Source organism: Streptomyces sclerotialus, from assembly GCF_040907265.1.
Classification (GTDB): Bacteria; Actinomycetota; Actinomycetes; order Streptomycetales; family Streptomycetaceae; genus Streptomyces; species Streptomyces sclerotialus.
This window is the reverse complement of sequence record NZ_JBFOHP010000002.1, coordinates 2,576,631-2,597,872: the sequence shown is the minus strand read 5'-3', so window position 1 is coordinate 2,597,872 and position 21,242 is coordinate 2,576,631. Positions and strand designations below refer to the sequence as shown.

Genomic DNA, 21,242 nt, shown 5'->3' with positions numbered 1-21,242 from the left:
TCAATGTACTGGGGAGTAAGTGCGAGCGACAGCCCCTTGCAGGAGATTTCCCGCCGGTACGCGAAAGGGGCCACGGACCGCGCCCGTGACCCCCGCACCCGCCCGTCCTCAGTGCAGTGCCGCCAGCCCTCCGCCGCCCGGCAGCCGGGCTGACAGCCGCGCGTGCGCACCCGCCTCGGCACGCACCGCCAGCAGCCGGCCCTTCGTCCGGCCGGTCACGCCGCCGCCCGCCGTCACCCCGCGCACCTCGGGGCTGCCCGCCGCCACCAGCCACCAGTGCCCGTCCGCCGACTTCCACAGCACCCCGGCCAGCGCGTGCGGCGACCGCGGCCCGCAGGCCCGGCCGCCCTCCGCGCGGGCCGCCACCGCACCCGGCGGATACCGGCGCGCGCCCGGCCCGCCACCGGCCCCCGCCACCGGCGCCTGGAACTGCGCCATCGTCCGGCTCCCGGCCCCGCGCCAGGTCTCGGCGCGGGTGCACAGCCAGGCCGCCGTCCCGCCACGCTCCGGCAGCCGCTGGCGCGCGTACTCCCAGGCGTTCACCTCCCGCACGCCCAGCGCCCGGACGGCCGGCAGCAGGCAGGCCGTCCGCGCCCAGGCCGTCAGCGCGGCCTTCCCGGCGGGCTCGGCCGCCCGCCCCGGAGCGCCGTACGTCAGCCGCGCCGGGGTCAGTTCGCCCAGGTCGGTGTAGAGCTGCCCGCCCATCGTCAGCGCGGGCCAGCGGGTGCAGGACGGACCGTGCGCGGGTGCGGGCGCGGGGACCGTCACCCCGTCCGCCGTACGCCGCAGCGTGGCCGGCCGCTCCTCCGGGCCGCCGGCCAGGTCGGCGAATTCCACCGTGCGCACCCAAGGGGCCGTCAGATAGCGGACGTTGCCGTCCGTGCGGCTGACCACCAGCGCCGCGGCACCGGCCGGGCCGGCGCCGTCCGTGCGCGCGAGGTCCAGTGCCGCGCCGCCGCCCGGCCCGTCCGCCGACTCCGCGTACCGCACCACGCGCAGCCCGTCGTACAGCAGCACCACGGCCGTCCGGTCCACCTCGCCCGCGTACAGCAGCTGCGCCGGCCCCGCCGCGGGTCCGGCCGGTGTGCCGGGCGTCGCGGAGACCTGCACCCGGCCGCCGGGACGCGCCCAGGCCGCCAGCGCGCGGCGCAGCAGGGCCGTGTCGTGGACCCGGGCGCCGCGCGCCGGCCAGGCCGAGAAGTCCGTACGGACCGCGGTCCGCCAGGCGTCCTCGGGAACGCGGGTCAACTTGCGTGGGTCCAGGGCCGCTTCGGCCGCCGCGTTACGGGCGTACGGGGGAGCCGCGGCGCCGTCCCGGCCCCAGCCGTCGCCCGGCAGGGCCAGCAGCGCCCCGCACACCACCGCCGCGACGACCGCCGCCAGCACGGCCCGCACGTGCTGCCGCCGCCGGATCAGGTCCGTCGGCCGCGCCTGGAGCGAACAGGGGTCGAACTCGGCGGAGTCCAGCAGCGATCCGTCCCGGCTGCCCGCAGGGGCCGCGGCGCCCGCCGCCTCGGCCGACGCGTCGCGCGGCTCCGGCACGCCCGCCGCCGCCAGGACGCGCCGCACCTCGCGGTCGTCCATGCCCTCCAGGCCGCGCAGCGCGTACGCCGCGCGGGCCGGCGCGGACAGGGCCGACAGGGCCTGGTCCAGGGCGAGTTCGTCGGCACCGCCCGAGCGCGGGAAGAGCCGCAGCCCCCACACCTGGGGGAGCAGCGGCGGGAGCGGGGGGAGCGGCAGCCGCCGGCGCCCGAAGCGCAGCGCCGGACGGTCGGCGGCGAGCGCCGCGCGCAGCACCCGCTGCCGCACGAAGGCGTATCCCGGGTCCGGGCCGGGCCGCCCGTCACCGGGGCGCTGCGCGGGCAGTACGGTCTCCTCGGCGGCGGTGCGGTGCCGGGGCAGCGCCCGCTGGGTGACGGCGTGCGCGGTGAGCACCCGGCGGTTGCGGCCGAGCCGGGGCGGCAGCACCAGATAGGCCAGCCGCACCAGCCGGGGGTAGTGCTCCACGAGTGCGGCTTCCGCCTGCTCGACGTCGATGACGCCGAGCGGGGAGGTGCGGTCCGGTGGCGGAGTTATCGCCTGCTGCTGTTCCACGTTCCGTAGAACGAGTGATTCATGGGATGGTCACTTCGGCCACCGGACGCTTGCTCAGTGCTGCCGGTCGAGGTCGAACTCGCCGTCCCGGGCGCCCAGGACGAAGGCGCGCCACTCGCCCTCGGTGTACCGCAGCACCACGTCGGGGTCGGTGGAATTGCGCATCGCCACGGCACCGCGCTCCAGGAACGCGATCTCCACGGCCTCCTCGGCGTCGCCGGGGGCGCGCTGCCAGACGGCGTCGGAGATGTCGAGGGCGTAGAGCCACTCCTTCTCAGCTGCGGCGCTCATGCGGTGCTCTCCTCGCGATAGCCCGGTCGGTACGGAGGTCAGCGTACGCCGCGCGGGCCGGTCACGGGGAGCGTGCGAACGACCCCGGACAGTGTTCCGCCGTCCGGGGTCGTCACCGTGCCGTGGCCGGCCGGTCAGTCGGTACGCCAGTCGCTGAACTCCACCCGGCCGCGGGCCTCCGAGCCTCCGTTGGCCGCCGACATGTGCAGGCCGGCGTCCTGCGCGTCGGCCGCGCCGGGCACGGTGGCGGTGGCGACGGCGCGCCAGGTGGTGCCGTCGTCCGTGGAGTACTCGCCCTTGAACGTGCCGCCCGCTTCCCGCGAGAGCCGCAGCGTCACCGGCGCCTTGACGCCCGTGACCCGCTCGTACCGGTCCAGGGTGCCGTCGCCGTCGGTGTCGTAGGACAGCGCGACACCGTTGGCCGGGGTGACGGAGAGGTTCACGAACCCCGTCGAGCCCGCTTTCCCCAGGTCGTTGCGCACGACGATGCCGGCGCGTGCCCAGGGCCCGGTGGCCGTCTGTTCGGTGACCTTCACCGTCACCGAGCCGCCCGCGCGCAGCGCGCCCGCGCGGTAGACGGCACCGAACTCGGCGGTGGCCTTCCACAGGTCGGCGCCGGCCCCGTCGATGGCGAACCGCCCGTCGAGCTGACCGAAAACCGCCTCGTTGGTGGTGACCGTGCGCAGGTCGTCGTCCAGCGGTCCGGCCACGAAGAGCGACCCCGTGCGCACCGTCGAGACCGCCGTCTCGCCCTTCGGCCCGTAACTCACCGTCAGTTCGTACGGCATCGGCTTGAGCGGCGACGTCAGGGGCTCGGCGGGTGCCGCGACCCGCCAGTCGACGTCTCCCTTGCCGCCGGCCGGTATCGACGGGAGGGAGACGGGACCGCGGTCCTCGGCGTCCAGCCCGCTCAGCGCGAAGTCCACCCGGCCGGTGTCCCGCAGCCCGCTGAGGTTGTGCAGGGTCGCGGTGAGCGTGGTCGAGCCGCCGGGCTCCATGGCGGCCGGTGCCGCGCTGACGAGGACCCGGCCCTGGTACGGCGCCTTGGCCAGCACGTCGTGCACCTTCCGGGCGGTGCGGTAGGCGTCCGTGGTGGGCCGCAGCGGGTAGTCCTTGCGCTCGCGGGTCCACGGCTCCTCGATGGCGTACCAGTCGAAGGTCTTCGGCTTCCGGCCGGCGGCGAGCGCGTCCTCCAGCTCGTCCAGGTACCGCTGCCACTGCGGGAGGTGGAAGTCGCCGATGAGGCCCTGCCAGTCGCGGTTGGCGTAGTTGGCGAGTTTCCCGCCGTCCGCGGTGGGCCGGTCCGCCCAGGTCGTGATCAGCACCCGTGCGGTGCGCTCCAGCTGCGCGGCCTCCTTGTCGTCGGCCGCCATCCGCTTGGCGGCGTCCAGCCAGGGGCCGAGGAGGAAGTGCCGGTGGGCGCCGGTCATCTCCTCGCTCAGCCGCATCAGCTGGAGCCAGAGCCTGGCGAGGGCGCGGAAGGCGGCGAGGTCCTTGCGTGTGTAGGCCTCCTGGAGCTGGGGGATCAGCTGCCAGGAACGGTTCGCCAGCGCCTGCCGGGCCCAGTCGGTCAGGTCCAGCCGGTAGGCGTCGCTGTTCCGCAGTGCGGGCCGGACGCCCAGCAGCGCGGCGAACGCGACGTCGAACCGCGCCAGGTCGAACGCGGGGGTGTGGGTGGCGTAGTGCGTGCCGGACCGGGCCGACAGCGACGGGCGCGCCGCGAAGACCGAGTCGTGCGGCCGGCCGTCCTTGCTGCTGATCTCGTACGTGCTCTCCCGCAGCGCCGCGAACGCCGCCCGCGCCCTGGCGTCCCGGCCGCCGTACCGCGCGTCCGCGTATCCGTCGAACCACGCGGCGCGGTCCACCGCCTCGTCCCGCCACGCCAGCTCGCTGAAGAGCTCGAACGCGGCCGGGTCCCGCTCGGCGGCCTCGGCCATGTACGCCGTGCCGACGAGCTTGCTGCCCTTCTTGTCCCGCCACTTCGTGAACCGTTCGGCCCACATGTGGGTCTTGGCCCCTATGGTCGTCCGGCCGCCGAAGTTCGGGATGGTGCCGAAGGCGTACGGCACGTCGCCCCAGTCCTTCTCCCGGTCCTGAACCGTCTCCAGGTCCGAGAGGCCGTCCACGATCAGCATGTGCCGGTGGTCGACGGCGTCCAGCAGGTCGCGCCGCGGATTCTCCTGCCAGCCGAGGATCACCCAGACGGCGTCCTTGTGCGCGGCCAGCATCGCCCGCTCCACGGCCTTCGCCGCGGCCGGCACCGGTACGTCGCCGGGGTTGCCGCCCTCGTGCAGCAGGTCCATCTTGAAGTGCCGGACGGTGCCGAAGATCTCCTTCTGGTGGCGGTAGAAGGACCGTGCCACCTTCGCGAAGACCGGCGTACGCGGGTCCAGCCAGTCCGGCCGCTTCAGGCCCGCCCAGTTGCCCTGCGGGACGACCTTGGCGCCGGGATTGCGCTTCACGAAACCGTCCGGGACGGTCCCGAAGTAGCCCGGCAGCACCGGGTGCATCCCCAGCGACCGCAGCCGCTCGGCGATCCGGCGGCCGAGGTCGGTGCGCTTGGCGAGCAGCTCCTTGCTGACCGGGCCGCCGTAGCCGCTCATGTTCTGCAGCAGCCACCACGGCTGGTGGGTCGGCGCGGGCAGCCAGGCCCGTGCCTCGGCGTCGGAGTATCCGAAGTCCTTGAGCACCCGGTGGTACACGGCCTCGGAACCGGTTGTGACCAGCACCTCGTTCACGCCGTGCAGCGCCAGGACGTCGATCATCCGTTCCCAGCTGCGCCAGTCGGCGTACGGCGCGGTGTACCCGTCGTGCGTGTCGTTGAGCGCGAAGCGGTGGGCCAGCGCGGTGGAACGCTCCAGCGGGCTCTTGGGTGCGGGCAGCTTCGCCGGCAGGTCCAGCTGTTCGCCGGCCCAGGAGATGTGGGCCTGGCAGACGTACTTCAGGTACCAGTTGACGCCGGTCAGCATCGCGGCCGGGCTGGTGCCGGTGACCTCGATGCGGCCGGGGGCGCCGGTGACGCGGAACCGCTCGGAGGTACCGGCGGCCCGCTTCTGGGGGGTGAGGCGGAACTGATCGGCGTGCTGGGGGAGGAGGCGCTGGAGCGCGGCGCGCGCGGGTGCGGTGTCGAAGGGAGCTGCGAGGGGTGCGCGGCCCGTCGGGCCCGCGGGGCGCGCCGGCTCCGGTACGGCGGAGGCGGCCATGGCGGGGGTATGCCCGCCGATCGCGGCGGTGACACCCAGGGCGCCGGCGGTACCCAACACGTTGCGTCTAGTGACGTGGCTCACGCATGCCCCCACTGCTCGGCAGTATCAACGGTTACGTGCGAGGGGAAACGCTAACGGCCGATCAGCTCGTAACCAAGGATGTTGATACGACCAGAACGCGCCGAATGTCGCTGGTGTGAGCCAGTGGAGTGAAAGGGGGCGGGCGTACGTCCGGACGCCCACGTGGCTTCGGCGCCGGGCGTTGCCCCGGCCCTTCGGGGCCAGTGTTCGGCGGTTTCTTACCCGCGCTCCTCCTGGGCTTCACGCGACGGGACGGCGGGCGGGAGGACAGTCGGCCGGGCGGACCCCGCTCACCCGGATCGGAGCTGTCATGTCCACATCTCTTCCGACGACGACCCCGTACCCGCAACCCCACCCCACCCCGCACGTCCCCGCCGCGTACACCACCGCCATCGCCGACTCCACCGCGCAGATCCGCGCCGCGCAGCGGCTGCGCCACCAGGTCTTCGGCGAGGAGCTGGGCGCCACGCTGCACTCCCCGCTGCCCGGCCACGACATCGACGACCACGACGACCTCGCGGACCACCTGATCGTGACCGAAACCGCCACGGGCGACGTGGTCGGCACCTACCGGCTGCTGCCGCCCGGACGCAGCGAACGCCTTTACTCGGACGGCGAGTTCGACCTCTCGGCCCTGGACGCGCTGCGCCCCTCGCTGATCGAGGCCGGCCGCTCCTGCGTCCATCCCGACCACCGCACCGGTGCCGTCATCAACCAGATGTGGGCGGCGCTCGCCCGCTACACCCTGCTGTCCGGCCACCGCTACCTCGCCGGCTGCGCGTCCGTACCGCTCGCCGACGGCGGGCGGTGCGCCCGGGCCGCATGGGAACTGGGCCGGACCAAGCACGCCGCCCCCGAAGAACTGCGCGTACGGCCGCACCGCCCCTGGCTGCCGGACGCGGGCACCGCCTCCGCCGCGGCCGGTGCCGTCGCCTACGCGCAACTGCCGCCCCTGCTCAGGGGCTACCTGCGGGTGGGCGCCTGGGTGTGCGGGGCCCCCGCGCACGACCCGGAGTTCGACGTGGCCGATTTCTTCGTCGTGCTCGACATGGACCGGCTCAGCGACCGGTACCGGCGGTTCTTCCTGGGCGACCAGCGGTGAGCGCCCAGGCCGCGGCGCCCGGCACCGTACGGCCCGGTGTCTGGGACACCTTCTCCACCTGTACGTCCGGATGCATCGCCCACGGCGCGCCCCGGGTGCCGCTCGCCGGGACCGCACGCCGTGCCGCCTCCTTCGCCCACGTGCTGCTGCGGGCCGCCGCCGACCGCGACCGGCTCGCCGAGCCCGGCCGGCTGCGGCGGCACGCGCGCGCCGCACTCGGGGCGCTCGGCGTGGCGCTGGCACACGACGGCCCGCTGCTGACCGTCGCGGCGGAGGAAGCCGGCGGGGCGCGCCGGACCGGCACGCTCGTCGTCGTCAACCACATCTCCTGGCTGGACATCCTCGCGCTGCTCGCCGTCGAGCCGGTCCCCATGCTCGCCAAGCGCGAGGTCGCCGGCTGGCCCGTCATGGGCCCGCTCGCCCGGCGCGCCGGTACCCGCTTCCTCGACCGGGGCAGCCCGCGCGCCCTGCCGCTCGCGGTGGCCGACCTCGCGGCGGCGCTGCGCGACGGCCGCTCGGTGGTGGTCTTCCCGCAGGCCACGACGTGGTGTTCGGCGACCGCCGGGGTGTTCCGGCGCGCCACGTTCCAGGCGGCGATCGACGCGGGCGCGCCGGTGCGGCCGGTCACCGTCCGGTACCTCCAGCACGGCGCGCCCTCCACGGTGGCCTCCTTCGTCGGCGAGGAGGACCTGGCCTCCTCGCTGCGCCGGGTGCTCGCGGCGGGCGGGCTCACCGCCCGGGTCACGGTGCACGCGCCGCTGCCCTCGGCCGGGCGGGACCGGCGGGAACTGGCGGCGGCCGCCCAGGCGGTGGTGCTCGGGCCGCGGTACCGGGAGCCGGCCGTGCACGCCTGACGCCGTCCGGGGCGGCCCACCCGGGGGCGGCGGGGGTGTGCGGGGGTGACAGGATTGCGGCCCGTGACCTCCGACGCCCGCCCGCCGTTCCGCGCCGTGCGTGCCGCGCTCTTCGCGGCCGTGTGCGTGGTGCTGGCGGCGGCCGGGCACGCGGTCATGTCCGGGCACGGCATCCCGCCCGGTGTGCTCGGCGCGGCCTTCGCCGTGGTCGGCGCGGCGGCCTGGCTCGCCGCCGGCCGGCAGCGCGGCCTGCCCGCCATCGCGGGCGGCGTGCTGACCGTACAGGCCGCCCTGCACCTGGCCTTCGCCGCGGCACAGGGCTCCGGGCACGCGCACCCGGCCGGTGACCCGATGACGTCCGGCATGTCCGGTACGGCCGGGATGCACGGCGCTTCGGGTACGCACGGCGCGACAGGCGCGCACGGGATGACCGGCTCGCACGGGACGGCGGGCATGCACGCCGGGCACGCCATGGCCGGTATGTCCGGTGACGGCGCCGCCCTGCACGCCGGGCACGACATGGCGGGCGGTATGTCCGCCGGCATGACGGCCGCCCATCTCCTCGCCGCCCTGCTCTGCGCGCTCTGGCTGCGGCACGGCGAGGCCGCCTTCTTCCAGCTGCTGCGGTGCGTGGCGGCCCTCGCCTTCCGGGCGCTGCGGCTCCTCGTCGCGGTCTGCTCGGGCCCCGCGCCGGAACGCCGGCAGCGGATCCCGGTCCGTACCCGGCCGCGCGTGCCCCGCTGGGAACTGATCGCCGACGCCGTCAGCCGGCGCGGCCCGCCACCGGGCGCGGTGCTCCATGTCACCGCGCCCGCCGGACCGCGCCCACCCCACTGAGGACCGGGCCGGGACACGGCCGTGGCGCGGACATTCCTCATGTCCGCCGCTGAAAGGTGAAGGCATCACCATGTCCGTACTCGACCCTGCCCGCGCGCACGCGGCCGCCGAGCCGCCGCCCCGCCGCACCGGATGGCCCGCACTGCGCCCGCTCGTCCTGCGGCTGCACTTCTACGCGGGACTGCTCATCGCCCCGTTCCTGCTCGTCGCCGCCGTGACGGGCCTGCTGTACGCCGGTTCCCTCCAGGCGGAGAAGATCGTGTACGCCCACGAACTCCGCACCGAGCCCGGCGACTCCGTCCTGCCGCTCTCCCGCCAGGTGGACGCCGCCCTGCGGGAACACCCCGAAGGCACGCTGACGGCGGTCCGACCGTCCGACGGGCCCGGCGCCACGACCCGGGTGATCCTCGACGCGCCGGGGCTGGCGGACGACAACTCCCTGGCCGTCTTCGTCGACCCGTACACCGGCGAGGTGCGCGGGGCGCTGGAGAGCTACGGCAGCTCCGGCGCGCTGCCGCTGCGTGCCACCCTCGACCACCTCCACCGCGACCTGCTGCTCGGCGAGCCCGGCCGGCTCTACAGCGAGCTGGCCGCCAGCTGGCTGTGGGTGGTCGCGCTCGGCGGGGTGCTGCTGTGGCTCGGGCGGCGGCGTGCCGCGCGGCGGCTGCGCGGTACGACGGGACGGCGGCGCACGCTGTCCTGGCACGGGACGGTCGGCCTGTGGTCGGCCGTGGGCCTCGTCGCGCTGTCGGCGACGGGCCTGACCTGGTCTGCGTACGCGGGCGAGCACATCGGCCGGGTGCAGGACGCGCTCGGCGGCGCCACCCCCGCCGTGTCGACGGAGATCCCCGGCGCGGCGGAGACGCCGGGCACGGACCACGGCGCGCACGCCGGGCATGAAAGCCACGCCGGGCACGAGGGCCACGCCGGGCACGGCGGCACCGGCGCCCGTCCGCTCGCCGGACTCGACGCCACCCTGCGCACGGCGCGGCAGGAAGGCCTGGACGGACCCGTCGAGGTGCGCGTACCGACCGCCGCCGCGCCCGCCTACGTCGTCCAGCAGACCGACAAGGAGTGGCCCGAGCGCCTGGACTCGATCGCGGTCGACCCGGCGAGCGGACGGGTCACCGACCGGCTGGACTTCGCCGATCACCCGCTGCTCGCCAAGGCCACCCGGTGGGGGATCGACCTCCACATGGGCCTGCTGTTCGGCCTCGCCAACCAGGTGGCGCTGGCCGCCCTGATGGTCGCGCTGATCCTGCTGATCCTCTGGGGGTACCGGATGTGGTGGCAGCGCCGCCCGCGCCGCGACCCCGGATGCAGGGGCGGCCGCGCCTACCCGCGCGGGGCGTGGCGGCAGGTTCCGGTATCGGTGCTGCTGCCGATGGCGGCGGTGGCGGCCCTGGTCGGCTGGTTCCTGCCGCTGTTCGGCATACCGCTGCTCGGCTTCCTGGTGCTCGACGTGTGCGCCGGTGCCCTGGCCCGGCGGCGTGCCCGGATCGTCTGAGGCGGCGGTCCGTCGACGGGCCGCGGGGCCCGGCCGCACCGGCCGGGCCCCGCGGGCCTTCCGTCAGGAGACCGGCACGTACTTGTAGCCGACCCGCCGCACCGTGACGATCGAGGCGCGGTGCGCCGGGCCCAGCTTGCGGCGCAGCCGGGCGATGTGGACATCGACCGTGCGGCCGTCGCCGACGTGGCCGTAACCCCACACCGTCGTCACGAGCTGATCGCGGGTGTGCACCCGCTGAGGGTGCGCCACCAGATGGGCCAGCAGCTCGAACTCCAGGAACGTCAGCTCCAGTTGGCGGCCCTGGACGTGGACGGTGCGGCGCTCCGGGTCGACCTGGAGGCCGCCGTCGCCGTAGACGGTGGCCGGGGCCGCCGGCTCCGGCAGCGGCTTCTCGGCGGCCGGTACGAGGACGAGGTAGCCGACCATCGGGGGCCGGCCCGGCAGCTCGGGCAGGGTGTGCGGGGGAGCCGGCAACCAGGTGGCGTCGGCACCCAGGAGGTCGGCGACCGGCGGTACTTCGCCGGGGGCCACGGCACGCAGCCGGGGCGGGGCGGGAACGGTGGCCGTCGGGGGAGTGGCAGGAAGGGGTCGGACGTTCGTCATCGAGGTCAGCTCTTTCGCGCAGAGGGGCGTCAGGGACGTCGTGCGCGCGGGCAGGGCTGTGTCTGTGGGTGCGTTGCGGGCCCGCGCTCAGTGCGCGCGGCAACACAGACGGTCGAAGAGGTGATCCTGCCGGGACGGCCAGAAGGGCTCCAGGTCGGTGCGACCCGTCGCGCTGTCGTTGAGGCTGGCCATGCCCCCATTGAACCAGACCGGACTTGATCTGTCCTTCGTCCGCCCGTCATGCGGACCCGCATGCGCGAGGGGCGCCCCGCGTCGAGCGGGGCGCCCCTCAAGGGAGTTGCGTGGCCGCAGGCTCTCGCCCGGGGCGGCGCCGGATCAGACCTGGAGGGCCTTCGCCAGCGCAGTGCAGCAGGTGTCCACCATCAGGCGGGTGACCACGTACGGGTCGACGTTCGCGTTCGGGCGGCGGTCCTCGATGTAGCCCTTCTTGTCCCGCTCGACCTGCCACGGGATGCGGACCGAGGCGCCGCGGTCGGACGCGCCGTAGCTGTACTGGTCCCACGGGGCGGTCTCGTGGGCGCCGGTCAGGCGGTCCTCGATGCCGGTGCCGTACTGGCGGACGTGCTCCAGCGGCTTGTCGCCCTCGCCCAGCGCCTCGCAGGCGGTGATGATCGCGTCGTAGCCCTCGCGCATCGCCTTGGTGGAGAAGTTGGTGTGCGCGCCCGCGCCGTTCCAGTCGCCCTTGGCCGGCTTGGCGTCCAGGGTGGCGGAGATGCCGAAGTCCTCGGCGGTGCGGTAGAGCAGCCAGCGCGCGACCCACATGTGGTCGGAGACCTCCAGCGGCGGCAGCGCGCCGACCTGGAACTCCCACTGACCCGGCATGACCTCGGCGTTGATGCCGGAGATGCCCAGGCCGGCGGCGAGGCAGTTGTCCAGGTGCTTCTCGACGACGTCACGGCCGAAGATCTCGTCCGCGCCGACACCGCAGTAGTAGCCGCCCTGCGGGGCGGGGAAGCCGCCCTCGGGGAAGCCGAGCGGGCGGGTGCCCTCGAAGAAGGTGTACTCCTGCTCGATGCCGAAGATCGGCTCCTGGTCCGCGAACTTCTCCGCGACCTCGCGCAGGGCCGCGCGGGTGTTGGAGGAGTGCGGGGTCATGTCGGTGTTGAACACCTCGCACAGGACGAGGATGTGGTCGCCGCCGCGGATCGGGTCCGGGCAGGAGAAGACCGGCTTCAGCACGAGGTCGGAGGCGTGGCCCTCCGCCTGGTTGGTGCTGGAACCGTCGAAGCCCCACAGCGGCAGCTCGGCCGTGTCGACGCGCTCCGAGAGGATCTTCGTCTTCGAGCGGAGCTTGGCGGTCGGCTGCGTGCCGTCGATCCAGATGTACTCGGCCTTGATGGTCACGGGGGCTTGCCCTTCCTGCGGGGTAGTACGAATACGCGTGCGGGCGTACTCGTGCACAGTGGCAACGGGCCGTTTCCCTGCCATTGCTCGTATGTGAACCCCGTGTTACTCAGGACCTCGAGTGACGCACCCCACCCCGAGTGGGGCGGGGCGTTCGCGGAGGTAACCGGGCATAGCGTCCGCGTTACTCGACGACGATCTCCACGGGAATGTTGCCGCGGGTCGCCTTCGAGTACGGGCAGACCTCGTGCGCCTGCTTCACCAGCTGCGCGCCGGTCTCGCCGGCGAGCGAGTCGGGGAGCTCGACGCGCAGGGTGACGGAGAGGCCGAAGCCGCCGGCCGGGTCGGAGCTGATGCCGACCTCCGCGGTCACCGACGCGTCCTTGGTGTCCGCCTTCGCCTGCCGGCCGACCAGGCCCAGCGCGCCGGCGAAGCACGCGGCGTAACCGGCCGCGAACAGCTGCTCGGGGTTGGTGCCCGCACCGTTGCCGCCGAGCGCGGGCGGCATCGCCAGCGCCAGGTCCAGCTGCCCGTCGGAGCTCACGGCGCGGCCGTCGCGTCCGTCGGCCGTGGCCACCGCGGTGTACAGAGCGCTCATCAGAACCATCCCTCTCCGAGATACGGGCCGGCCGGCCGGCGATCCGGCCCCGGTCTCCCTGACGCCGCTACTACAGCACACAATTAAGTGGTGCACAACTTAAATGTGCGCCACCGTAGTGTGTGCAATGGTGGTGCGCGCGATCGGAGAGCGCGCAAAGCAGCCGGATAGGCTGGCCGTATGGCGGAGAAGGAGACGGCGGGGAAGCGGATGACCGAGAAGGGGGCCGGCCGGGCGGACACGGACCCGGGGACGGAGACCGCGCCGCAGGACCACCTCCGCCTCGACCAGCAGATCTGCTTCGCGCTGCACGCGGCGACCCGGGCGTTCGGCGGCCTGTACCGCACCGCCCTGCGCGACCTCGGCCTCACCTACCCCCAGTACCTGGTCATGCTGGTCCTCTGGGAGCACGGCGAGCTGCCCGTGAAGCGGATCGGCGCCCATCTGCGGCTCGACTCCGGCACCCTCTCCCCGCTGCTCAAGCGCCTGGAGGCGGCGGGCCTCGTCCGCCGGGAGCGCAGCGCCGCCGACGAGCGCTCGGTCACCGTCCGCCTCACCGCCGACGGGGACGCCCTGCGTACGCGCGCCGAAGAGGTGCCCCGCCGGATCGCCGCCGCCACCGGCCTTCCCCTCGCCGAGCTGGCCGACCTCCGCGGCCGGCTGAACGCCCTGACGGAGACCCTGGACGCCGCCTCCCTCGACGGCCCGGAGTGCACCTGATCCCGCACCGGGGCCGCACCTGATTCGGCAGGTGGCGTACGGCCGCCCGGCTTTCTCCACTCACCCGGCAGGTATGCCTGCCGGGCCCGTGTGACGTGTCACAGCCGGCAAAGTGCCACTGTGGCACCTCAACTGCGTTACTCATCCGTAGAGTTGGGGAGTCCGCCCGCGCGTGGAGAGGATCGCATGAGCACGCTGGAAGCCATGACGCTCGACCAGGTGGTCGACACGACCCGCTACCCCCTGACGGAACCGGCCGGGGCCGAAGGCCGGGCAGTGATCGCCCGGGCCCGTCGTGACCTGGCCGAACTCGGCTGCACCGTACTGCCGGACTTCGTCCGCGCGGAGCTGCGCGACCTGCTGCGCCAGGAGTGCTCGGCGCTCGCGCCCCGTGCGCACTACGACGTCGAGACGGTCAACGTCTACAACATCGCGGTGGACGACTCGCTCCCGGCCGACCACCCCGGCCGCATCCCCTTCGAACGGGGCAACGCCTTCGTCGCCCGGGACCGCATCCCGCAGGCCGCGCTCATCAGCCAGCTCTACACCCACGAGGCGTTCCGCTCCTTCATCGCCCGCTGCTTCGGCCTCCCGGAGCTGCACGAACTCGCCGACCCGCTGGCCGGGCTCGTCCTGAACGTCGTCGAACCGGGCCGGGAGCACCCCTGGCACTTCGACACCAACGAGTTCACCGTCAGCATGCTGACCCAGGAGGCCGAGGCCGGCGGCGCCTTCGAGTACTGCCCCGGCATCCGCTCCGCCGAGGACGAGCACTTCGACGACGTGCGCGACGTCCTCGAAGGGCGGGGCGAGCGGCTGATCCGCCGCCTTCCGCTGCACACCGGCGACCTCCAGCTCTTCAAGGGCCGCTACTCCCTGCACCGCGTCAGTCCCGTGCAGGGCGACACCGCACGCCACTCGGCGATCTTCGCGTACAGCGAGCGCCCCGGCGTCATCGGCAGCGTGGCCCGCACCCGCCAGCTCTTCGGCCGGGTGCTCCCCGAACACCTGGCGGCGGCCGAGCGCCGCGCCGTGCGGGGCGACCAGCTGCTGGACTGAGCGGCCACGGGGCATGCTCCGACGGAAGGGCGCCCCGCAGCACACCGCAGGACGTTTTCCCACTCGCGATCCACGGAGGAGCAACCCCGTGCGCTTCGACACGACCGGAAAAGTCTCGCTCGACCACATCTACACGCAGCCCGACCCGCGCGCGTACTTCACGGTGCTGCGCACGCTGGACTACTGCGTACCGCAGCTCGCCAAGCCGTACTTCGCCAAGTTCGTCAAGGAGTACCGCGAAATCCACCGGGTGGCGGTGCCCAAGGTCGTCGACATCGGCTGCTCTTACGGCATCAACGCCGCCCTGCTGAAGTACGACGTGACCATGGACGAGCTGTACGCACGCTACGGCGGCGACCCGGCCGCCGGCCTCACGCGCGAGGAGCTGCTGACGCGGGACCGCGAACTCTCCCGCGCCCGCCGGCCCGCGCACCCCACGCGCGTCGTCGGCCTGGACGCCTCCGAGAACGCGCTGTCGTACGCGCGGCAGGCCGGCTTCCTCGACGACACCGTCCACGCCGACCTGGAGAGCCACGACCCCACGCCGGACCAGCGCGACCGGCTGACCGGCGCCGACCTGGTGTTCTCCACCGGCTGCATCGGCTACGTCACCGAACGCACGCTCACCCGCGTCGTCCGCGCGCAGGGCGGCCACCTGCCCTGGATGGCCCACTTCGTGCTGCGGATGTTCCCGTTCGACCCGGTCGAGCGCGAACTGGCCGCCCTGGGCTACGAGACCACCCGCGTCGACGGCATGTTCAAACAGCGGCGGTTCGCCTCCCCGGAGGAACAGGCGCTCGTCCTGGACACGATGTCGGAAGCCGGAGTGGATGCCACCGGCCTGGAAGCGGAAGGCTGGCTCTACGCACAGCTCTACGTCTCCCGGCCGTACGGCCCGGCAGGACGCACCAGGTCCCTCGGACGCACCAGGTCCCTTGACCGTCACGACCCGAATCGAGAGCAGCTTTGAACCCCAGTCGGTCCACGGCCACCGCCACCCCGGCGACCGCCGCCCCGTCCAGCTCCGCCGCCCCCTCCACCTTCGTCCACGAGGACACCCTGCCGCGGGTGCCGCTGCCCTCCCTGGCGGACAGCTGCGAGCGGTTCCTCGCCTGGTGCGGACCGCTGCTGACGCCCGAGGAGCGGGCGGCGACCGAGGCGGAGGTGGCCGCCTTCCGCAGCCCGGACGGGCCGGGGCCGGTCCTCCAGGCGGCACTGGAGGGGTACGACAGCACGCCGGGCGTGCACAGCTGGCTCGACACCTTCTGGCCGTACCGCTACCTCGGCCGCCGGGACCGGATCGCCCTCAACGCCAACTTCTTCTTCCTCTTCCAGGACACCGGGCAGCCCCAGGTGGCGCGGGCGGCCGGACTCATCGCCGCGGCCGTCGCCTACAAGCGGCGGCTGGACCGGGAGGAGATCCCGCCCGTGGTGCTGCGCGGCGCGCCGCAGACCATGGAGCAGAACAAGTACCTCTTCTCCACCACCCGCATCCCGGGCGCGCAGCAGGACACGGTCCGCCACCCCTACTCCGAGGAGTGGCCGGGCCCCTCCGACGCGCGCCACGTCGTGGTGTTCTTCCGGGGCGCGATGTACCGCATGGACGTCCTCGGCGCCGACGGCACGCCGCACGGCCTCGCCGACCTCGAAGCGGGCCTGGCCGCCGTCATGAAGGCCGGTACCGAACCGGCCGCGCCGGGCACCTCCGTCGGCCACCTCACCACCATGGCCCGCGCCGAATGGGCGGCGGCGCGCGACGCGCTGCGCGCGTACCACCCCGGCAACGCGGCGGCGCTCGACGACATCGAGACCGCCCTCTTCTGCGTCTGCCTGGAGGACTTCGCGCCCGCCGACACCCAGGAAACCTGCGACGAACTGCTCTACGGGGACCGCGGCAACCGCTGGTTCGACAAGGCCGTCTCCTTCGTCGTCTTCGCCGACGGCCGGGCCGGCATCAACGTCGAGCACTGCGGCCTGGACGGCACGACGATCCTCAGCTTCGTCGACACCCTCCTCGGCACCCCGGCCGAGGAGCAGTCCCGCGAGTCCGGCGCCCGCTCCCAGGGCCGTCCCGAGCTCGCCCCGCTCCACTTCCACCTGGACGACGCCCTCCAGGCACAGATCCGCACCGCCGCCGAGGCCTTCGCGCAGTACGGCGCCGACACCGCCACCCGGACCGTCTCCTTCGACGACTTCGGCTCCACCGCGGCCAAGGCCCTGCGTGTCTCGCCCGACGCGTTCGTCCAGCTCGCGTACCAGCTCGCCCATCAGCGCGCCAAGGGCAGGCTGGGAGCCACGTACGAATCGATCGCCACCCGGCAGTGGCGGCGCGGCCGCACCGAGGCCATGCGCGTCGTCACCCCCGAGATCCAGGCGTTCGTGGCCGCGATGGAGGACCCGGCGGCCGACGCCGGCACCCGCCGCGCGGCCTTCCGCGCGGCCGCCACCGCACACGTCACCCGCGCGAAGGAGTGCCAGGCGGGCGACGCGCCCGAACAGCACCTCTGGGAGCTGGAACTCATCCAGCGCCGCCGCGGCGCCGAACTGGGCATCACCGAGCAGCCGGCCCTCTACCGCTCCCCGGGCTGGACCGTCATGCGCGACGACTACCTGAGCACCAGCTCGGCCCCCTCCGAGTACATCCAGTACTTCGGCTTCGGCTCCACCAGCAGCCGCTGCATCGGCATCGCGTACGTCCTCCTCCCCGACCGCTTCAACCTCTACCTCAGCACCCCCCGCCCGGTCGCCGACCAGATGCACGCCTTCGCCGGCCACCTCAGCGCCGCGGTCACCGAACTCCGGGAGCTGCTGGCGGGGGAGTAGCGCGTCCCGTTCCGCCCCGGCACACCGAGGGCCGCCACCCCGCTCCGGGGTGGCGGCCCTCATGGATGTATCACTCACGAATGTGCTGGTGGCGCCGGATTTGCCCCGGCCCCGGGGCGGTGTGTCAGAGTGGACCGTCCCGGTGGGCCGGGCGCGCGCGTGCGCTGCCGCTGCCGGGGACCCCCTTACTCAGACGGACCTTCCTGCCGTGCCTCCCGCATGCCCGGAATGTCGGAGTCTGCTCACATCCCTGTACCTTCCCTCCCTCAGAGAGCGATGCTGGCAACGACTCTTGTCCCCCGGACCGCCGACCTGTTCGACCAGGGCCTGGAGCGCCGGGCCGGTTCCGCGCTGCTGCGCTTCGGTGCCGCGCGGCAGCGCCCGGCCGACCGGATCGGCTGGACCGGCGAAGGCGCCGCCGCCTGGCTCGACGACGCCCGCGGCCATGTGTGGAGCGTCGGCGAACCGGAAGCCGCCGCCGGCCTCGTCCTGCGCGCGGCACTGACGATGCCCGACCGGATACGGGAGTTCACCGGCCCCCGCGGCACGGAGACCCTGGTCGGCCGCCACCTCCCGGTGACCGGCGTCGTCGAGTGGATCTTCCGCTGGACGGTGGAGGAGCCGCCCGTGCAGCGCGGTGAGGACCGGGTGGTGGCCCTCGACGAGAGCCACCACGACGAACTGCTCGCCTTCCTCAACGCGCACAGCCCAGCGCACTCGACCGGCCCCGGCTCCGCGGACGTCAGCCTGTGGGCCGGCATCCGCGACGCGGACGGCCGGCTGGTCGCCTGCGGCGCCCTGAGCAGCCTCCGGGACAGCGGCGCCCCGCTGATGGCCTCCGTCGCGACCGACGCGGCCCTCCGCGGCCAGGGGCTCGGCGCGGCGCTGACCTCCTGGCTCACCCGCCACGCCGTACGCCGCCACGGCTTCTGCACCCTCTGGCAGCTCACCGACAACGCCCCCGCCGAACGCCTCTACGACCGCCTCGGCTACCGCAACGAGGACCCCTGCGTCTCGGCCCGGATCTCCGACGGCGGCTGAGGCGACGGCGACTCGGGCGCGTCCGGCGTGGACCCGGGCGCGTCCGGGGTGCGGTCGGACAGCCGGAGCGCCATGACGACGGGCACCAGGAAGACGGCGACCAGCACGTAGAACGTGACGCTCAGGCCGCTCGCGTCGGCGAGCCGGCCGAACGCGGGGGAGCACAGGCCGCCGGCCGCCATCGCCAGCCCCAGCGTCAGGCCACTGGCCGTACCGGGGCGGCTGGGCAGGTAGTCCTGGGCGAGCGTGACCTGCGCGGCGAACGGCAGGAACATCGCGACACCGAAGACGACGGCACTCACCACCAGCACCGGCAGCGCCGGGGCCCAGGCGATGACCAGCAGCGCGGGCAGCGCCACCAGGTAGCCGACCCGGATCGAGGTCATCCGGCCGTACCGGTCCCCGACCCAGCCGCCCAGCAGCGTGCCGACCGCCCCGGCCGCGGTGAAGCAGGTCAGCACGGCGGCACCGGCCCCCGCCGAGCTGTCCAGGTCGCGCTGCGCGTGCAGCGACACCATCGAGGTGACCATGACGTACGGGATGGACCACCCGATGATGACGGCCACCAGGCGGGCGAAGGAACGCCAGTCGTCCGCCTGCGCCGCGCCGCTCGCCCCCGCCGCGGCACGGGCCGCGGCGGACGGCGGGACCGCCGTCGTGTGGCCCCGCCACCGCATCCAGGGGCCCTTGAGCACCCACAGCACCGCCATGACCAGGGCGGGAATCGCCAGCAGATAGCTCCCGGAGAAGCCCGCCGAGCCGATGACCAGGGTGACCAGCGTCGGTGCGAGGGAACCACCGACCGTGCCGCCGACCGAGAAGACGCTCATCGCCTTCTGCGACGACCCGCCGGCGGCGCGCGCCTGGCTGGTCGCGGGCGGGTGGTAGGCCGCGATGCCGATCCCGGCCAGCGCGATGAACAGCCAGGTGGCCGCATAGCTGCCCGCCAGCCCGGCCGCCACGACGCCCAGCGCGGCGGCACAGAACCCGGCCGGCACCAGCCAGGGCCGCGGCTTGCGGTCCGAGAGGACGCCGAACACCGGCTGGAACAGGCTGGAGATGCCGCTCGCCGCGAACGCCAGGCCGGAGACCGCGGCGTAGCTGTAGTGGCGCTGGGACATCAGGAACGGCAGCATCGCCGGGATCGCGCCCTGGTACAGGTCGTTGACCACATGCGTGCCGGACAGGAAGCCGAGCTGTCCCTTCTTCATCGGGCACCCCCGGACTCACCGGCCGGACGGGTCCGCAGCGCGCGGTTGGCGGCGGCCAGGACGGCCTGTACCGACGCCACGAGTACGGAGGTGTCCCAGCCGGCGCCCCAGCACGTCGTACCGTTCACCCGGCACTCCGCGTAGGCGACGGCCGGGCTGCCCGGACCGGTGGCCGTCGCGTGCTCGGTGTAGTGCAGGATGTCGAGCGCGATCCCGGCGGTCCCGAGTGCCGCGGCGAAGGCCGACAACGGTCCGTTCCCCGTCCCGCCGTACTGGTGCTCCTCCCCGTCCGTGCGCAGGGTGCAGGTGAACCGGTGCTCCCCGGGCGCCGTCTCCGCCGTGTGCCAGGAGACCAGCGTGACCGGGCCGTCCTCGGCCGGAGCGAGGTAGGTGCTGCGGAACAGCTCCCACAGGTCCTTGTGGGTGAGCTCCTGCCCGTCGGCGTCGGTGACCCGCTGCACCGCGCGGGAGAAGTCGGGACGCATCCCCTTGGGCAGGTCCAGGCCGTGGTGGGTGTGCAGCAGATGCGCGACCCCGCCCTTCCCGGACTGCGAGTTGATGCGGATGACTTCCTCGTACGTACGGCCGATGTCGCCCGGGTCGATGGGCAGGTACGGCACCTCCCACGGGGCCTCCGACGCGGGGACGCCCAGCTCGGCGGCGCGCTCGGCGTGGTGCGCCATGCCCTTGGAGATGGCGTCCTGGTGGGTGCCGGAGAACGCCGTGTGCACGAGGTCGCCGCCGTAGGGGTGGCGCGGCGGGACCGGCAGCCGGGTGCAGTGCTCCACCACTTCCCGTACGGCGTCGATGTCGGAGAAGTCGACCATCGGGTTCACGCCCTGCGTGTACAGGTTCAGGGCCAGCGCGACCAGGTCGACGTTGCCGGTCCGCTCGCCGTTGCCGAACAGACAGCCCTCCACCCGCTGCGCCCCCGCCAGGACGGCCAGCTCGGCGCAGGCGACACCGGTGCCGCGGTCGTTGTGCGGGTGCACGGACAGGATCACCGAGTCACGCCGCGCCAGGTGGCGGTCCATGTACTCGATCTGGTCCGCGTAGACGTTGGGTGTGGCGATCTCCACCGTCGCGGGCAGGTTGAGGACCACCGGCCGGTCCGGGCAGGCGTCCCACAGCTCGGTCATGCTGTCGCAGACCTCCAGGACGTAGTCCGGCTCCGTGAGGTTGAAGACCTCGGGGGAGAACTCGAACCGGATGTCGGACCCGGACTGCTCCTCCGCGCGCCGCATCAGATGGGTGCCGGCCTCCCGGATCAGTCCGTGCAGCTCCGCGCGGGACCGCCCCAGGACCACGTCACGCCAGGTGGGTGCGGTGGCGGTGTAGAGGTGGACCAGGACACGCGGCAGTCCCGCGACGGACTCGACCGTCCGGTCGATCAGATCGTCACGGGCCGCGGTGAAGACGGAGATCGTCACGTCCTCGGGCACCGCGCCGCTGGTCGCCAGGTGCCGGACGAAGTCGAAGTCGGCCTGGCTGGCGGACGGATAGCCCACCTCGATCTCCTTGAACCCCATGGTGCACAGGAGGTCGAACATCCGGCGCTTGCGCGCGATGTCCATCGGCTCGGCCAGCGCCTGGTTGCCGTCGCGCAGGTCGACCGGCACCCACAGCGGGGCCTGCTCGATCCGGCGGGACGGCCACGTCCGGTCCGTCAGGGGCAGCGCGACACGGGAGTGCGCGGGCCGGTAGCGGTGGTGCGGCATCGCACTGGGCCGCTGCGGATTCCACGCCGGAGCGTGCGCGGGAACCTCGCCCGACGGGGTACGCAGCGTGGGGAACGTCGTGGTCTCGGAGGAAGCCATGACTGGGAACTTCTTTCGTCGGTCAACGGA

At 73.8% G+C, this 21,242-nt stretch carries 17 protein-coding genes; 9 read left to right on the top strand and 8 right to left on the bottom strand.

Annotated elements, in window-relative coordinates; genetic code table 11:
- Window positions 1–108: 108 nt before the first annotated feature.
- The 3 genes from AAC944_RS11550 to AAC944_RS11540 form a co-directional block, all read right to left on the bottom strand.
- Window positions 109–2,094: a hypothetical protein gene (locus tag AAC944_RS11550; protein WP_030617769.1), complete on the bottom strand. Its 1,986-nt coding sequence runs from the start codon at window positions 2,092–2,094 to the stop codon at window positions 109–111.
- Between the two features lie 54 nt (window positions 2,095–2,148).
- The gene (locus AAC944_RS11545; protein ID WP_030617767.1) at window positions 2,149–2,385 is read right to left on the bottom strand and encodes a DUF397 domain-containing protein; all 237 of its coding nucleotides are present in this window, start codon (window positions 2,383–2,385) and stop codon (window positions 2,149–2,151) included.
- A 134-nt stretch (window positions 2,386–2,519) separates the two neighbouring features.
- Window positions 2,520–5,648 carry an alpha-N-acetylglucosaminidase gene (locus AAC944_RS11540; RefSeq protein ID WP_438272792.1) on the bottom strand — a complete coding sequence of 1,043 codons (3,129 nt, stop codon included), beginning with the start codon at window positions 5,646–5,648 and terminating at the stop codon, window positions 2,520–2,522.
- Window positions 5,649–5,982: 334 nt separating this feature from the next.
- Between AAC944_RS11540 and AAC944_RS11535 the strand changes: the two genes are divergently transcribed.
- From AAC944_RS11535 to AAC944_RS11520, 4 genes are all read left to right on the top strand, one after another.
- A complete protein-coding gene (locus AAC944_RS11535) occupies window positions 5,983–6,774 on the top strand; it encodes a GNAT family N-acetyltransferase (protein WP_030617764.1) in 792 nt (263 codons plus the stop codon).
- Window positions 6,771–7,628, top strand: a complete 858-nt coding sequence (locus AAC944_RS11530; RefSeq protein WP_368397150.1) for a lysophospholipid acyltransferase family protein — start codon at window positions 6,771–6,773, stop codon at window positions 7,626–7,628. The genes AAC944_RS11535 and AAC944_RS11530 overlap by 4 nt, the downstream gene beginning before the upstream one ends.
- 63 nt (window positions 7,629–7,691) lie before the next feature.
- Window positions 7,692–8,465, top strand: a complete 774-nt coding sequence (locus AAC944_RS11525; protein WP_051871950.1) for a hypothetical protein — start codon at window positions 7,692–7,694, stop codon at window positions 8,463–8,465.
- A gap of 70 nt (window positions 8,466–8,535) precedes the next feature.
- Window positions 8,536–9,972 carry a PepSY-associated TM helix domain-containing protein gene (locus tag AAC944_RS11520; RefSeq protein ID WP_037772600.1) on the top strand — a complete coding sequence of 479 codons (1,437 nt, stop codon included), beginning with the start codon at window positions 8,536–8,538 and terminating at the stop codon, window positions 9,970–9,972.
- Window positions 9,973–10,035: 63 nt separating this feature from the next.
- Here AAC944_RS11520 and AAC944_RS11515 read toward each other — a convergent pair whose 3' ends face one another.
- From AAC944_RS11515 to AAC944_RS11505, 3 genes are all read right to left on the bottom strand, one after another.
- Window positions 10,036–10,578, bottom strand: coding sequence for a winged helix-turn-helix domain-containing protein (locus AAC944_RS11515; protein ID WP_030617753.1), 543 nt, complete (start codon window positions 10,576–10,578; stop codon window positions 10,036–10,038).
- Window positions 10,579–10,914: 336 nt separating this feature from the next.
- On the bottom strand, window positions 10,915–11,943 hold the full coding sequence (gene glnII, locus AAC944_RS11510) for a glutamine synthetase (RefSeq protein ID WP_030617750.1): 1,029 nt from the start codon (window positions 11,941–11,943) through the stop codon (window positions 10,915–10,917).
- A gap of 184 nt (window positions 11,944–12,127) precedes the next feature.
- Window positions 12,128–12,541, bottom strand: coding sequence for an organic hydroperoxide resistance protein (locus AAC944_RS11505; protein WP_030617747.1), 414 nt, complete (start codon window positions 12,539–12,541; stop codon window positions 12,128–12,130).
- A 210-nt stretch (window positions 12,542–12,751) separates the two neighbouring features.
- Here AAC944_RS11505 and AAC944_RS11500 point away from each other — a divergent pair, with 210 nt between their 5' ends.
- The 5 genes from AAC944_RS11500 to AAC944_RS11480 all read left to right on the top strand — a co-directional run bounded on the left by AAC944_RS11500 (window position 12,752) and on the right by AAC944_RS11480 (window position 18,184).
- The gene (locus AAC944_RS11500; protein WP_030617742.1) at window positions 12,752–13,261 is read left to right on the top strand and encodes a MarR family winged helix-turn-helix transcriptional regulator; all 510 of its coding nucleotides are present in this window, start codon (window positions 12,752–12,754) and stop codon (window positions 13,259–13,261) included.
- Window positions 13,262–13,447: 186 nt separating this feature from the next.
- Entirely contained in the window at window positions 13,448–14,320 is an 873-nt protein-coding gene (locus AAC944_RS11495; protein ID WP_030617738.1) for a HalD/BesD family halogenase, read from the top strand.
- An 88-nt stretch (window positions 14,321–14,408) separates the two neighbouring features.
- Window positions 14,409–15,290, top strand: coding sequence for a class I SAM-dependent methyltransferase (locus AAC944_RS11490; RefSeq protein WP_368397149.1), 882 nt, complete (start codon window positions 14,409–14,411; stop codon window positions 15,288–15,290).
- Window positions 15,291–15,388: 98 nt separating this feature from the next.
- Window positions 15,389–17,143, top strand: a complete 1,755-nt coding sequence (locus AAC944_RS11485; protein WP_196943116.1) for a choline/carnitine O-acyltransferase — start codon at window positions 15,389–15,391, stop codon at window positions 17,141–17,143.
- A gap of 276 nt (window positions 17,144–17,419) precedes the next feature.
- On the top strand, window positions 17,420–18,184 hold the full coding sequence (locus AAC944_RS11480; protein WP_030617731.1) for a GNAT family N-acetyltransferase: 765 nt from the start codon (window positions 17,420–17,422) through the stop codon (window positions 18,182–18,184).
- Here the strand turns inward: AAC944_RS11480 and AAC944_RS11475 are convergent.
- Together AAC944_RS11475 and leuA are read right to left on the bottom strand one after the other, a co-directional pair.
- Window positions 18,133–19,395: an MFS transporter gene (locus AAC944_RS11475; protein WP_051871949.1), complete on the bottom strand. Its 1,263-nt coding sequence runs from the start codon at window positions 19,393–19,395 to the stop codon at window positions 18,133–18,135. The two genes, AAC944_RS11480 and AAC944_RS11475, sit on opposite strands and share 52 nt — an antisense overlap.
- A complete protein-coding gene (leuA, locus tag AAC944_RS11470) occupies window positions 19,392–21,212 on the bottom strand; it encodes a 2-isopropylmalate synthase (RefSeq protein ID WP_051871948.1) in 1,821 nt (606 codons plus the stop codon). Before leuA ends, AAC944_RS11475 begins: the two co-directional genes overlap by 4 nt.
- Window positions 21,213–21,242 lie beyond the last annotated feature (30 nt).